Origin of the sequence: Streptomyces populi (assembly GCF_002911015.1) — a bacterium.
In the GTDB taxonomy this organism is placed as follows: Bacteria; Actinomycetota; Actinomycetes; order Streptomycetales; family Streptomycetaceae; genus Streptomyces; species Streptomyces populi.
In genome coordinates this window covers 58347-72101 of the sequence record NZ_KZ626847.1, presented here as the reverse complement: position 1 = coordinate 72101, position 13755 = coordinate 58347, and the positions used below count along the sequence as shown (strand labels likewise).

Sequence of the window (13755 nt, the reverse complement as noted above, 5' to 3'; positions counted from 1 at the left end):
CATGGCGGGAGAGGGCCGGCGACGCGCTGCGGCCGGGGACGTGGTGGGCGCATGTCCGCGACGCGATGCGGCCGGAGGGCGAGCCCGTCCCGCTGTCCCGGCGGGCGGTGCGCGCGGACGTGCTGCTGGCGCTCGTGCTGACCGTCGTCGCGCTGGTGGTGGCGGCGCGCTATCCCGGCGACGGGCCGGTACGGATCAGTTCCCGGGCCGTTTCCGTGGGCCGGGACGGGATGCCGTACCTGGAGCGGCCCCCGGTCCCCGGCCCGGGGGTCACGTACGACCCGCGGTCCTCCGCGCCCTGGGTCCTGGTCGTGCTGTCGGCGCTGCCGCTCGTGGCCAGGCGCAGGTTCCCGCTGCTCGCGTTCGGTGTGATCGCCGCCGCCGCACTGGCCCTGGGCGACGCCGTCTCCTGGATCAATGTGCTGACATGCAGCATCGCGGCGTACGGAGCCGTCGCGCACAGCCGCTACCGGAAGCGGGCGCTGGTCGCGCTGATCGCCGCCGCCGTGCTGGCGGGTGTCGCGTTCCGGGACACGGACCCCATGCTCCCCGGCTGGTCCAGCCCCGCCGTGGTGCTCCTGGTCGTCGGGGTGCTGGCCAGCCTCGTCCGCCTCGGGCGCCTGCGGCTGGAGGCCAGCCGGAAGCGTTTCACGGACCTGCAGCGGGCTCAGGAGAAGGCCATGCGCCGGGCCGTCGAGGAGGAGCGCGCCCGGATAGCCGCCGAGCTCCACGACGTCGTCACCCACAATGTGAGCGTGATGGTCATACAGGCCGGCGCGGCGCGCAAGGTGATGGACGCGGCTCCGGAGCGGTCCAAGGAGGCGTTGCTGGCGGTGGAGGCCGGGGGCCGCGCCGCCATGGCCGAGCTGCGCCATGTGATGGGCCTGCTCGCGGGCCCGGACGCGGGCACCGACACTCCCGCCGACGGTCTGGAGCCGCAGCCCGGTCTCGGGCAGCTCGACGCCCTCGCCGAGAGGGTACGGGCCGCGGGGACGCCGGTGGGCCTGACGGTGTCGCTGCCGCCCGTGCCGCTGCCGCCCGGGGTGGAGCTCACGGCGTACCGCGTCGTGCAGGAGGCGCTCACCAACACGATCAAACACGCGGCGGGCGCCGGCGCGCGGGTCACGGTCGGCTTCGCCGGTTCCTGGCTGGAGATCGAGGTCAGCGACACGGGAGCCGTCCGGGACTCGCCTCCGGTGGACGGCAACGGCCGCGGACTGATCGGGCTGCGCGAGCGGCTCGCGCTCTACGGCGGCAGGCTCACCGCCGGACCGACGCCCACCGGCGGGTACCAGGTCACGGCCCGCATCCCCTGGGAGGCGGTGTGAACGGCCCCGCCCTGCGCGCCGTCATCGCGGACGACCAGGCCCTGGTGCGCACGGGCTTCGGGATGATCCTCGCCGCCGACGGCATCGAGGTGACGGCCGAGGCGGCGGACGGGGCCGAGGCGGTCGACGCCGTCAGGCGCACCCGGCCCGACGTCGTCCTCATGGACATCCGGATGCCCCGCATGGACGGCATCGAGGCCACCCGGCGCATCCTCGGCGACGGCCCGGACGGCTCCGGCGACACCCGGGTCATCATCCTCACCACGTACGACCTCGACCATTACGTGTACGCGGCGCTCACCGCCGGAGCGAGCGGCTTCCTGCTCAAGGACGTCACCCCCGAACACCTCGTGGCGGCCGTGCGCCTGGTGCGCTCCGGCGACGCGCTGCTCGCGCCCACGATCACCCGCAGGCTGATCGAGCGCTTCGCGCACCGCGAGGAGTCCCCGCGGACCGGCCTCCACCGCGATCTGTCCGGGCTGACCCCGCGCGAGCTGGAGGTGCTCCGGCTGCTGGCGACCGGCCTCAGCAACGCCGAACTCGCGGACCGCCTCTTCCTCAGCCCGACCACGGTCAAGACGCACGTGGGCCGCATCCTGTCGAAGCTCGACCTGAGGGACCGCGTACAGGCCGTCGTCCTCGCCTACGAGAGCGGTCTGATCTCCCCGCAGGGGCCGCACGGAACGGACTGAGGTCCCGGGCGGGACCGGCCGGCTCGGGCAGGGCCGGCGGCGCGTCGCAAGGGGTCAGGCGGACGCCCGCCAGACCGTCATGTCCGCGGTCAGGAAGCTGCCCTTGTCCGCCAGCGCGGTCGACTTGACCTGGATGACGAGCAGCGCGATGTCTCCGGAGGGGTGCTTGACGCAGATCTCGCTCCCGGCCGCCGCCGCGGCGAGCGGGAGACGGTGGCCGGTGGCGCCGGTCAGGGCGATGCGGCACGAGTCGAGGGTGGCGCCGGGCTTCCCGGTGTACAGCATGGTGATCACGCTGGTGTCGCTCGACAGAGCGCAGCTGTTCGCGTCGCAGACGAAACGGATGTCGCCCTTGGCGTCGTCGCGGTCGACCGGCTGCTCGATGTACAGGGAGTGCTTGTCGTCCAGCCACTGGAGCGGGTGCGCCTCGGGCAGCGGGGAGGCGGACGCGGTCGCCGGGGAGTCGGAGGGCTTCGGTGTCCGGCGGCCCGTGCCGGAGACGGTCCCGAGCCCCTTCGAGGGGGCTGACGTCCTCGGGGACGCGCCCGGCGTGGACGTCGACGTGGCGAGCCCGCCGATCCGGCGGAACTGTTCACCCGCTTCCACGACCGTCCACACCAGCCCCGTGAACAGCAGCGCGCACGCCGTGCCGAACGCCGCGATCCGCGCGACGCGCCGCCGTCGCGACGGGGGCCGTACCGGACGCGCCGTCTGCGGCCGGGCGATCAACGGCATGGTGTGTGCCGGGGTCGGATCGGGCACGGGAGCCGGCACGGTCACCTCCGGTCCCGTGATCTCCCTCCAGACGGCCGGACCCGCGCCGTCGTCCGCGTCCCGGCCCAGTCGCTGCCGGCACCAGTGGACGATCTCCGAGGGAGTGGCCCGCTCCGCGGGATCGGCGGCGAGACAGCGGGCGATCACCGGCCGTATCTGTTCGGGCAGCGGCGACAGGTCGGGCTCCGAGTGCACGATCCGGTACAGCACGCTGACCGAGGGGCCGTCCCCGTACAACGGTTCGCCCAGTGCGGCGAACGCGGCCGTCTGCCCGAGCGCGAAGACGTCGGTGGCGGCGGTGACCTCACCCGCCGACGCCTGTTCGGGTGCCATGAACTGGGGTGTGCCGATGGCTGCGCCCGTGGCCGTGTGCCAGGTGATGCCGGAAGCCAGCGAGATGCCGAAGTCGATCACGCGTGGCCCGTCCGCGGCCAGGAGCACGTTCGACGGCTTCAGGTCGCGGTGCACGATGCCGACGCCGTGGATGGCCTCCAGTGCCTCGGCCACCCCCGCCATGAGCCACAGCACCGCCTGCACCGGCAGGGGGCCGCGCCGGGCCACCACCTCCGCCAGGGAGGGGCCGGGCACGTACAGCGTGGTCAGCCAGGGCGGTGTGCCGTCCGCGTCCGCGTCGATCAACTCGGCCGTGTAGGCGCCCCGGACCCGCCGGGCCGCCTGTATCTCCCGGCGGAACCGGTGCCTGAAGTCGGGTGAGTCGGCGAGCTCGGGACGTACGACTTTGATCGCCACCGGCCGGCCGCCCTGCGTGTGCGACAGGTAGACCCGGCCCATGCCGCCCGCGCCGAGTCTGGCGGCGATGCGGTAACCGGCCACCAGACGCGGATCGTCCGCCTCCAGCGGCTGGAAGGTCTCGGCTGCGCTCTTCATCGGACTTGGTCCCCCCGACCCCGTACCCCTGGCCCCGGTGTTGATCAACGACAGCCTACGGCCTGCCTCATGACGATTCGTCAGTGACCCGTGGCCACGCGCCGCAGGAAGCTGTCGGCGTCCTCGGGTTCCGCCAGGCGGCCCAGCTCCAGCCAGGAGCCGTCGGTGAAGCACAGCCGGAACGTGGCGAACCCGCGTGGCTGGCCGGCCTCGCCCTCCACACGGATCTCGTGCGCCGGGTACTCCGCGACGATCCGGAAGTCGTCCGCCTTCGTGGGCGACAGACGGCGCCGGGGAGAGGCGGCCACGCAGACCCTGTCGCGGGCCAGCAGCACGAGCCGTTTCGGCTCGGGCGACTGGGTGTACCAACGCAGGAGCAGCCTGCCCGCCGTCAGGTCCCAGTCCCCGTCGAAGACGCCGTCGGTCCGGTCCTCCCGCCCGCGGTTCCCCGTCGTCGGCCGCCCGCCGGCGGACGTCCGGTCCCGGGCCGTTCCGGCATTTCGTGACCGCCTCCCCGAGGACTGCCCGCCGAGACGGTCACCGAGCTTGTCGATCAGCATCATCGGGACGACCACGAAGAAGAACACGGCCGCCCCGACGTACAGCAGCCAGTGGCGCCTCGGCTTGAGCCGGCCCTTGCCGGCGGCCCGGTGCACGTCGGCGGGCGGCTTCGGGATCGCCTTGTGGATCTCGCACCAGACCATGGCCGTGGGGTCCTCCCCCAGGATCGTCCGCACCCTCCGCTGAACCTTGCGCTTCGCCATACGGGGAATCCTAAGAGGCCCTGGCCGGGGCGGACTCGGCCCCTCCCCCGCGGGAACCACGGCCCGTCCGGGTGCCGTTCGGCGACGCGTGTGCCCGGGGCCGGTTCAACGGCCCTTGACGGTCCTGGTCTCGACACCGGGGATCCCCTTGTCCCACCAGTGGTTGTACCGGCTGTACGGGGCCGGGTCCCGGTCGGCGAGCATGGCCGCCAGTTTCTCCGCCTCCTCGGTCAGTCCGCGCCAGGCCGCCTTGTCGAGCGCCCGGAACGCGGTCAGTTCCAGGCCGCCGTTCACGGCCCGCCACACCCCGGCGACCTGCCCGTCGACGAGCAGGGTGGGCAGGATGTCGCCGTTGCGCCGGACGACGAGGGGCCGGTGGTCCGGGGGCATGACGCGCCCGGGGAGGACGTGGGCCAGCAGCACGCTGTCCCACATCGGCAGCAGCCTCGGTGGCGCGGGGGTGTCCTCGGCGGGCACGGTGGCGCCCGGCAGGTCGTACAGGACGGCACGGCCCGGACCGGGAACCCGCACCACCCTGTCGCCGAGCTCTCCGAGCGCCTGGGTGATCACGGGGCGTCCCAGCAGGGTGAAGCGCGCGAAGTCCTGTGCCGACGCCGGTCCGAACGCCCGGAGGTGGGCGAGCAGGAGCCGCCGCACTCCCGCCGCCGCGTCCTGTGCCGCGGCCCCGGGGGCGACGGGCGCGGCGAGGTAGGTGTTCGGCAGCTTGAAGGACCACGGACCGCCGGTCGGCACGTGCTGGATCGGCGCGTACGTCCGCAGCGCCCACCACACACGGTGCGCCCGCTCACCGAAGCGCGCCGTGGCCTCTTCCTCCACGTCGGCACCGGTGCGGGGACCGGCCAGGAACTCGGCGAGCCACGGAAGCAGCCCGTCGGCGTCGGCGTCGGTCAGCCCGGTCGAGGTGAAGCGGCGGTCGTACAGCCGCGACGCCCGCAGGCTCCGGGCCATCGCGGCGTGGTACGGCGCGTGGTCGTCGGCGTGGACGGCGTGCAAGGTGATCCGCATGAGGGTCGCCTTCACGACCCGGCGCTCCGTGAACGCCGCGTCGAGCTGCTCGGGCACGAAGCCTTCCACCCGGTTCCACAGGGCCACGTACGGCGAGGCGGGCGCCTGCGCCTGAACGGCGCAGACCCGGCGGACCGCCTCCGCCACGTCGAGGCGCCCGCGCTCCAGCAGGAGCTGACGGTCCAGGGTCGCCAGGGTGAGCTGTCGCGCGGTGAGGGTCATGCCCGGATTATCCCGCTCGCCGCCGCCCCGCGCGCCGAATTCCGACGTCCATGTGCCCGGGTCCCTCGCTTCCGGAGCCAGTGCGATCCGACCGCCCATCGACCCTGACAAGTCGTCAGGGTCGGCTCAGGGCCGGGGGCGGGACGTCACCGATGGCGCCTGTCCGGTCATGACCAGCACGCTGTACTCATGTTGAACACGACCACCGATGGCCGCCGCCCGCCCCTCGTTCGCCGCGCCGCGCTCACGCTCGCCGGCGCCGCTGCCCTGACGGGGCCGACCCGGCCCGCTGGCGGTGCGAAGTCCACACCGCCGCACCGCGGTTGACGCTGGGGAAAGTCACCGTGGCGCTCTCTCCGATCACCATGACGCACGCCGAAGGACCGATGCCGGACGGCACCGAGGGGCAGGTGTGGGGGCGCGATGCACGGCGCGCCCACCGCTCCGCGTCCGCGGGGCGGCCGTGTGAGACGCGAGGACGCACGAGGTCCGGCGGAATGGATCCCTCACCCTGTGGTGTGAACCGCCGGTCGCACCCGTAGCGGCTGATCAGCGCCGCGCGTTGGGACGGTTGTGTCCGCCCTGGAATCAACACACATCTCGCTGTGGCTGCTCAACCACTTCAGCACTTTCACGCTTGCCGTCGGCGTCGTCGGTGGAACCGTCCTCCTCTCCGTCGGCGGCAGCGTGCTGCTGCGCCGCAGGTATCCCTCGGTGGCCCGTGGCGAACACAACGACATGGTCGGGGTGACACTCGGGATGTTCGGCGCGATCTACGGGATCATCCTGGCCTTCGTCATCGTCACCCTCTGGACCCAACTGGAGGACACCCAGACCATCGTCGCCACCGAGGCCACCGACGCGGCGCTCATCACCCGGGACGCCGCCGCGTTCCCGGCGCCGGTCCGCGCCCGTCTCGACTCCGCCGTGAGCGGATACGTCCACGCGGTCGTCGAGGACCAGTGGCCCCGCATGCGCGCGGGAGACCCCAGCTACGGAGCCACGGAAACCCATCTCCGAGCCGCTTTCCAGGCGCTCCAGGACTACGACCCGAAGAGCCCGAGCAAGCAGGTCTTCTACGAGGAGGCCGTCACCCGTCTCAACGACGTCGCCTCCCAGCGCCGCGCCCGCATCACCATGGCACGCCAGGAACTCCCCCCGCTGCTCCAGGTTCTGGCCTTCGGAGGCGCACTGGTCCTGGTCCCGCTCACGTTCCTCTACGGCATGCGCAAACTGAGGGTCCAGCTCCTCTTCGTCGCCTCGGTCGCCGGGCTCGTCGGCTTCAGCCTGCTCCTGGTCTTCGTCCTGGACCGCCCGTTCGCCGGTGAACTCAGCGTCAGTCCGGCCCCGTACAGGGAAGGGGCGCTCGCGCAGTACTGGAACCGGGGAGCCGGTGACGTGGGCGCCGAGCACCAACCGCTGAAGTCCGGGGAATAGAGTCCTCGGCGCTGCCTGAAAGGGTGTCGTCCGCGACTTCCACGGAACCGTCGGCACGCTTCGACGACGGTCCGCACCCCTCGGGTCGACCACCTGCCCGCAAGCCCTCACTCGTCGCCGACGACGGGCCGGGCGTACCCGTGGAAGCGGCTGGTCGCACCGGCGGTCCGATCCTCGAAACCCTGCTGGCCCTGCGCACAGCACCCGGGCTCCGCAGTTCCCGCGGCCGCCGCACCGTGGCCGTCGCGACGCCGTCGGGAGGCACCTCGGCACATGGCTGGAGCAGCACCCGGAACAGGCCGCGGCCGTCATCGGCCGGAGCGTCGGCGGAAACGGCCGGGGCCGAGCGGCGGCAGGTCCTCTCCACCGGTTCCGTGACGGGCCCGGTGGAGCGCCGGTCACGGACGGAAAGGACAGGATGCCCTGTTCATGGCGGCGCTGAATGGACAGCGCTTGTTCGAGGGTCATCTGCACCCCTTCATCGTGCCTGCTCGGCCCTGGACCACCTTGCGCAGGCAACTCGCCGAGCGAGGTCTCGGCGTACATGGGAGCGTGATGTGTGGTGCCCATGACGACCGAAGGGATGCGTGATGCCGGCGACCGAAGAACTCCACGCCATCTCCGTGCGCGGGACGAAGACAGCCGCACCCGGGACGGCCGTGAGGACGGTTTCGTGGTGACGCTGCTCTGCGCGGCTCGGGGGCGAACGCGGTCGACAACCCGATCGCCTCCGTGCTTCAGGAGCTGAGCGTCTCCATGCGCCCGGACGGCCACCACCAGCCATGTGCGCGGTCCCCCGTGGCTGAGGATGCATCACGTCCCCGGGCGAGGCAGACTGGTCATGGAGTGCGAGGCACTCAAGCCCCCTGACGCACCGCTCCCACCTCGCTGGACGATTGTGGGCGACGAAAGGTCGAGTCGGTGGACGGCATACGAGAGCATCGCCGGGCAACGGCCTGGTTGCAGCAGGCTCGCACCGCGGAGACCCGCGGCTCCCCACCCGGAATCGCACACCCCACCAGCCGTGCGGTCCTTTCCGCCCTGGGCGACGCGGACTTCGACGACCGGAACGCACCGAAGCTGTACCGCTTCGTGGTGGGCGTCGATCAGCAGGCCCGCCCGCTGGAGGCCCATGAGCTGGCGGAGCTGGGGGATCCGATGGCCGAGTTGTTCTTCCGCAAGGACGCCTTCCCGTTGACGGTGCAGGATCTCCTCGCCGGGCTGCCCGAGCCGGCGACGAAAGCGAACCAGTCCGTGTACCTGATCGGCGAGGCCGGGCAGATACCGCTCGGTTCCGCCCCCGAGCCGCCGCGCGCCATGCGGTTCGCCGTCGCTCGCGCCGCCACCGGCCGGGACGTGGACCTGCTGGTGAGCACAGGGGCGAACGAGGATCCGGCCGCGACGTTCCTGCAGGTCGCCGCCTGGGACCCGGTCGCGAAGGTCTTCAACTACTACATGCGGCTCAGCCCCGTGTGGGTGTGGGCGGGCAACTCGTGGTCCGCCCTCGCCCCCGGCTCCCGCGGCCACGGCTGCTTCGACAGCCACATCAACGGCAGCGTCGTGATGAAGGAGCTGAAAGCGCCCTGGAGCAACTGGCAGTCCCAGGCTGCGACGATCCGCCTGGCCCCGGACTCCCCCTTCCGTGACGACCCGCTGTATCAGCAGGTCGTCGGCGCCGAGAATCTCGAGCTGACCGTCCGCGCGCTGATCGGCCGCTGGACCGCCGCGCGCTTGGCAGCCGTCGCACAGGACGGCATCGTGGAACATCCCGAGCAGCTGATGCGCCATCTGTTCACCACGACCGCGGTGAACCTGGCCAGTACGACGACCCAGAGTTCGACGATCACCCCCTCCAGCGGTGACCTGCTGCTGCCCCCGGGCTTCTGGCTGAACGGCGACGCGCTCCTGAGCGATCTCGAACTGCCCGTCACGGCCGCCCTTCCCCCCATGGCCCCGGCCGCCCACTACGTCGAGAGCCTTACGACTTTCGACTTCGCCCTGGAGGAGAAGAGCAGCGGTTTCTCTCAGCCGGGGGACACGTTCTTCGCTTTCGTCGTACCGGAGCCGGCCTGCGAGGACAACGACGTGGTACGGCAGATGGTGGAACAGGGCCTGATCACGGACAAGTTCGCCGCTTGCGCGTTCATGGTCGATTTCACCGATCCGGTCTTCAGCTCCGTCCGGGCGCAGTTGATGGCCCATGTCCCCACCACGCCGACCGCTGTGACCGAGCTGCAGGACCACACCGTACAGGCGATCCTGGAAGCCGCCACGAGTCTGCCGCCCAGCAGCCCCGAGGGCCGTTTCGCCGCCGCCTGGGCCCTCGCGGACGACGTCTGGCCCAAGACCTTCGCCCAGCGGATCGACGACTACCTCGGCCGCGTCGGCCGACGGATCCGCGAGTCCGCCGGCTTCGACGACTACGTCCGGCTGGCGGAGTCCCGCCGCCGCGACTTCAAGGCGATGCGGCTCAACGAGTTCGAGCTGACGCTGCCCACCACCAACATTCCCGTGGACGCCGCACGGCTCAGGATGAACGACGACGGCACGGTCGCACCCGCCTCCTGACAGCCGCCCGCGTCCGTGGCTCATCCGTCCCCGGCCACCTCTCAGCGAAGGAGTGCCCCATGAGCCCGCTCGCCTCCTACGGCCCGCCCGGACACCTCGACGATCTCGACGAGACCGGTCTGAAGGCCTGGAACATGTTCATCAGCGGCCAGGTCGACAACTCGATCACGGGCCCCGACCCCCATGAGGTGCTCAACGACAGCCCTCGCGGTCAGTTCTACAACCTCACCAAGACCGACACCGCGGCCGACGCCCAGGAGGCCTCCGTCACCTGGACGGCCTTCCCCCGTCTGGTCAAGATCCAGTCTCTGTCCGACGCCCAGCGGTGGCAGCGGGCCGACGCCAGCCGGGACGTCCAGGACGAGTACTGCGAGTGGAGCGTCACCCGCGATGCCGCCGGGAAGATCACCAAGGTCTTGTTCACCTGCGAGGGCCCCGAGTACTGGCATCTGCTCGCCCAGTCGAACCCTGCCGAGGTTCTCGAGCTCTACCGGACACACATCAACCCGGACATCCAGCACAGCGACCTCTTCGGAGCCACCGGCACCTACAACCCCCGTAACCGGTGGAACGACTCCACGACGGACGGCGCCATGCATCTGATCCAGCCCAACAACACCCTGGGCGCCGAGATCGAACTCGCGGCCGCGGCCACCATCGTGCGGGTCGTCGACGGCCACGAACTGACCACCGAGCAGGAACTCATCAACTGCAGCAAGTACGGCGCGCCCGAGCGCAACAGCGACCCGCACATCGGCGGATCCGTGAACGCCCTCGCCCGGCAGAAGGCGGACGTCTCCCTCGCCGACCCGGTCGGTCTCTACTTCGACGGTCTGGCCACGGACGGCTGGGCCACCCCGGACGGCTCGGACCCCAAGGACTACTGGATCAGGCAGCGCGGCAGCGCGACCCACCCCGTGCGGTTCGTCTACGAGGTGCCCCAGGACAAGGGCTTCACCGTCGGCGACATCAAGATCAACGGCAAGCCCATTCGGTTCGGCGCGCAGATCACCGACTTCATCACCATCAGGCTGACCGGCGTGGCCTGCCGGTTCGGACAGAGCACCACGCAACCCAAGACCGCCTGCGTGCAGGTGGCCTCCGCGCCCGTCGAGCCGGCCGCGCTGGCGCAGAGCCTCAGCGCGACACCGGCCCCCGGCTACCGCGCCGCTCCGCTCGCCACTTGGGCCCGCCGCCACTGAGCCGCGAAAGCCCCGCAGGCGCTGCCGCAGGACGGACTTCGCAGAAGGACTTCGAGGCGGGCCGGACCGTGGTCCCCGACCGGGAGTCCCGACCGGGAGTCCCGGTCGGGGACCACGGTCCGGCGGGGTCCGTTCAGTCCTCGGGCCGCTCGGGCGCCAGCAGCTCCCGGAGTTCGTCCACCGCCTCCCGGAGCCGGTCGGCGAACGTGCGCATCTGCGCGGCGACCGGCAACGGCGTGCTCAGGTAGAGATTGAACCGATCGGGAAGCAGCACGTAGGCCACACCGATGCACCGGCTGCTGGTCGACCCGAAGCCGAAGTACTGGATGTTGACGGACGGCGCGGAACTCGTGCTCAGGTAGTCGTCCCGCATGGTCAGCCAGCCCGGCGTCCGGTACAGCGCGGGCTGCTCGGTCACCCCGAGCTCGGCCCCCCGCCGGCGTTGGATCAACTCCAGTTCCCACAGGTGCTGCTCCGGCACCTGCCCGGCCTGGCACGCCTTCGCACGCGCCACATGGGCCTCGGTGGCCGCCCGGAACGCGTCGCGCCGGGCGTCCGCGTCCGCTGCCGGGTCCTCCATCGCCTCCACGAAGGCGGCCATCTCGGTGGTGACGACGCGCATCGCCTCGGTCCGCCCGTGCCGGTACTGCCGGGTGGCGATCGACTCGTACGTGGCGCCCAGGTGCCCCTTGGCTCGCTGGTGGGCGAGCTGGTACGCGGCCTGGACGAAGGCGTCCGGCGAGACTCCCAGCGCCTTGACCGCGCTGCTGCCGAAGTCGGCGAACGACAACGTGCTGGTCGCGGTGTTCTCCCCGTACGCCGCGAACGAGTCGGCGGCGGAGCGCGCCCGGTCCCGCAGCGCGTCGTCCAGTTCGAACACGATCGGCTCCAGCGCCGGCAGCCCCTGGGAGCGGGCTCCGGACTGCCGGGACTGTTCCTCGGCCGGGGTGTCGAGCAGGGCGTCGGTGAAGCTGAGGATCGTGGTCCCGTCCAACTCGCAGTGCTCGACGTTGATGCCCGCCCGTCCGTCGGCGAAGACCACGAAGGACACGGCCTTGTCGAACCAGCGGTTGCCGCGGTCTCCGTACAGCAGCTGGTCACAGGCGTCCTGGACGTCCGCGGGGGCGAAGTCCTCCAGTGCGAGACAGAACAGCGCGGTCTCGACGTCGTCGAGGGCCTCGGCGTTGCGGGGGTGGCAGGCGAGAAGGGCCTCCCGGGCGGCCGCCCACTCCGCGCGGGCCATGGTGGTGAGGTGGCCCGCCGGGACGTCCGCACCGACCGGGTCGGCCTTCATCACGGCGCGCAGCCCCGCCTCGATGTCGTCCAGGCTGTGCGGGACACCGTCCGGACCCAGCACGTCCAGCCGGAACATGCCGCCCCGGAAGAACACCACGATGTGCCGGGCCTGGGACGGACCGGGCCACTCCTCGGTGTAGGGAGCACGGACGGTGTCCTGGAGCGCGCCGGGAATGCGCGTGGTGGAGAACAGGAACTTGTTCTGCACCATCGACTGAGGTGCTCCGCGCTGCACCACCGGTGCGATCAGCCCCTGATCGATCTGCCGCTTGTGGTTGAGGGCTCCGGCCACGAGCCCGGCCGCCCGCTCCACCTGCGCCTGGTCCGAGTCCTGGAACAGGAAGAAGAAGTTGGCGTTGAGCGCGATCCGGTCCCGGCGGCCCAGGTACCGGTACGGCCAGAAGGTGTCGAGCCAGCTGTGCACACCCTCCGTGGCGTCGTATTCCTCCAGGGCGGCATGCAGCACCCGGCCGGGGCCACCGGGCCGGAGGAAGGCGGCGACCTCCGCCTCGGTCTCCGACCGCTCGTCGGCGGTCAGCAGCGGCGTGCACCATGCGAGGAACCTCTCGCAGCTGGCATCCAGCGTGGGCAGCGGAACGCGCGGGAGGCTTTCCTCCTGGGCGAAGGTCGCGTTGCCCGAACCATCCTGACTGGTCTTCAACTCTGGTCTCGATTCGGATCGTCGGTACTTGTGACGTCGTGCGGCCGGGAAATGTAGAGCTGTGCGTACAGCCAGCCTTCCGCCTCCAGGCCCCGTGGATCCACTCCTGCGGCCGACAGGCTGTCGAGTACGAGTGCCTGTTCCTGCGGGGAGGCGAACCGCCGCTGCCTGAACACCTCGTCGACGCGGACGGTCCGGTAGCCCAGACCCGCCAACGCGCGCTCGACGGGGTCGAACGGGAACATCCGCAGCACGAAGTGCGCCATCCAGGGCCGGTGGACGCCCTGCGCCCGGACGACTCGCGTGAGCGTCCGCTCGGTGACGTAGCCGACGCAGCCCGTCGAGATCACCAGGTCCGTGCCCGAGAGCTGGGCGCGCTGTCGCGGTGTGGGCTCGTGCGCCTCCAGGTCGGCGTGCACCGCGTCGTCGAGGAACCCGGCCTCGCGAGCGTAGGACAGCGCGCTGCCGGAGGTGTCGAGGCCGGTGAAGCGGATCGCCTGCGGGGGCTGGCGTGAACGGGCCAGCTCCCGGTCGCGGGCCAGCAGAGCCTCGCGGCTCTCACCCATGTGCTCCTCGTCGCCGTACCGCGCGTACAGCTCGTCCATGGTCGCGTCGTACTTCAGCAGGGCGGCGTTGATTCCGTATGAGCATCCGATGTCCAGCACCTTCGGCACCGCGACGTGCCGGGACTCCCGGTACTCCGTGATGATCTTGGCGAAGTAGGGTTTGGCCTGCTGCGGGACGCCGTAGTCGAGGGGGCGCAGCACCCTGAAGTAGGTACGCGGATCGGGCTGGTCGTAGATATGGTCGAGTGACACTTTTCCGGTCACGTCGAAACGCACAGGGCTTACTCCTCCGTGGGATCGCGCAAGGGAAACGGCCTGCGGCGACTACGCG

At 71.3% G+C, this 13755-nt stretch carries 10 protein-coding genes; 5 read left to right on the top strand and 5 right to left on the bottom strand.

Going from position 1 to position 13755, the window contains the following annotated elements:
* The first annotated feature begins 65 nt into the window (after nt 1–65).
* Both CW362_RS06765 and CW362_RS06760 read left to right on the top strand, forming a co-directional pair.
* On the top strand, nt 66–1328 hold the full coding sequence (locus CW362_RS06765; protein ID WP_240657708.1) for a sensor histidine kinase: 1263 nt from the start codon (nt 66–68) through the stop codon (nt 1326–1328).
* Nucleotides 1313–2020: a response regulator gene (locus CW362_RS06760; RefSeq protein ID WP_103548517.1), complete on the top strand. Its 708-nt coding sequence runs from the start codon at nt 1313–1315 to the stop codon at nt 2018–2020. The genes CW362_RS06765 and CW362_RS06760 overlap by 16 nt, the downstream gene beginning before the upstream one ends.
* Nucleotides 2021–2074: 54 nt before the next feature.
* Here CW362_RS06760 and CW362_RS06755 read toward each other — a convergent pair whose 3' ends face one another.
* The 3 genes from CW362_RS06755 to CW362_RS06745 all read right to left on the bottom strand — a co-directional run bounded on the left by CW362_RS06755 (nt 2075) and on the right by CW362_RS06745 (nt 5694).
* On the bottom strand, nt 2075–3682 hold the full coding sequence (locus tag CW362_RS06755; RefSeq protein ID WP_103548446.1) for a serine/threonine-protein kinase: 1608 nt from the start codon (nt 3680–3682) through the stop codon (nt 2075–2077).
* A gap of 80 nt (nt 3683–3762) precedes the next feature.
* Nucleotides 3763–4446, bottom strand: coding sequence for a hypothetical protein (locus tag CW362_RS06750; RefSeq protein WP_103548445.1), 684 nt, complete (start codon nt 4444–4446; stop codon nt 3763–3765).
* A 105-nt stretch (nt 4447–4551) separates the two neighbouring features.
* Nucleotides 4552–5694, bottom strand: coding sequence for a winged helix DNA-binding domain-containing protein (locus CW362_RS06745; RefSeq protein WP_103548444.1), 1143 nt, complete (start codon nt 5692–5694; stop codon nt 4552–4554).
* 597 nt (nt 5695–6291) lie between these two features.
* On the opposite strand from CW362_RS06745, the gene CW362_RS06735 reads away from it, so the two are divergent.
* The 3 genes from CW362_RS06735 to CW362_RS06725 all read left to right on the top strand — a co-directional run bounded on the left by CW362_RS06735 (nt 6292) and on the right by CW362_RS06725 (nt 10901).
* Complete coding sequence (locus tag CW362_RS06735) at nt 6292–7131, top strand: bestrophin-like domain (protein ID WP_103548516.1); 840 nt, start codon at nt 6292–6294, stop codon at nt 7129–7131.
* Between the two features lie 921 nt (nt 7132–8052).
* On the top strand, nt 8053–9699 hold the full coding sequence (locus tag CW362_RS06730) for a hypothetical protein (protein WP_162683987.1): 1647 nt from the start codon (nt 8053–8055) through the stop codon (nt 9697–9699).
* 59 nt (nt 9700–9758) lie between these two features.
* Nucleotides 9759–10901: a hypothetical protein gene (locus CW362_RS06725; protein ID WP_103548441.1), complete on the top strand. Its 1143-nt coding sequence runs from the start codon at nt 9759–9761 to the stop codon at nt 10899–10901.
* A gap of 133 nt (nt 10902–11034) precedes the next feature.
* Here CW362_RS06725 and CW362_RS06720 read toward each other — a convergent pair whose 3' ends face one another.
* Together CW362_RS06720 and CW362_RS06715 are read right to left on the bottom strand one after the other, a co-directional pair.
* Nucleotides 11035–12858: a choline/carnitine O-acyltransferase gene (locus CW362_RS06720; protein WP_103548440.1), complete on the bottom strand. Its 1824-nt coding sequence runs from the start codon at nt 12856–12858 to the stop codon at nt 11035–11037.
* Nucleotides 12855–13700, bottom strand: coding sequence for a methyltransferase type 12 (locus CW362_RS06715; RefSeq protein ID WP_103548439.1), 846 nt, complete (start codon nt 13698–13700; stop codon nt 12855–12857). Before CW362_RS06715 ends, CW362_RS06720 begins: the two co-directional genes overlap by 4 nt.
* Nucleotides 13701–13755 lie beyond the last annotated feature (55 nt).

What these genes read in the sequence shown, in the direction of transcription:
- CW362_RS06765 (WP_240657708.1), top strand. Translation starts at nt 66, where the DNA reads ATGCGGCCGGAGGGCGAGCCCGTCCCGCTGTCCCGGCGGGCGGTGCGC.
- CW362_RS06755 (WP_103548446.1), bottom strand. Translation starts at nt 3,682, where the DNA reads ATGAAGAGCGCAGCCGAGACCTTCCAGCCGCTGGAGGCGGACGATCCG.
- CW362_RS06750 (WP_103548445.1), bottom strand. Translation starts at nt 4,446, where the DNA reads ATGGCGAAGCGCAAGGTTCAGCGGAGGGTGCGGACGATCCTGGGGGAG.
- CW362_RS06745 (WP_103548444.1), bottom strand. Translation starts at nt 5,694, where the DNA reads ATGACCCTCACCGCGCGACAGCTCACCCTGGCGACCCTGGACCGTCAG.
- CW362_RS06725 (WP_103548441.1), top strand. Translation starts at nt 9,759, where the DNA reads ATGAGCCCGCTCGCCTCCTACGGCCCGCCCGGACACCTCGACGATCTC.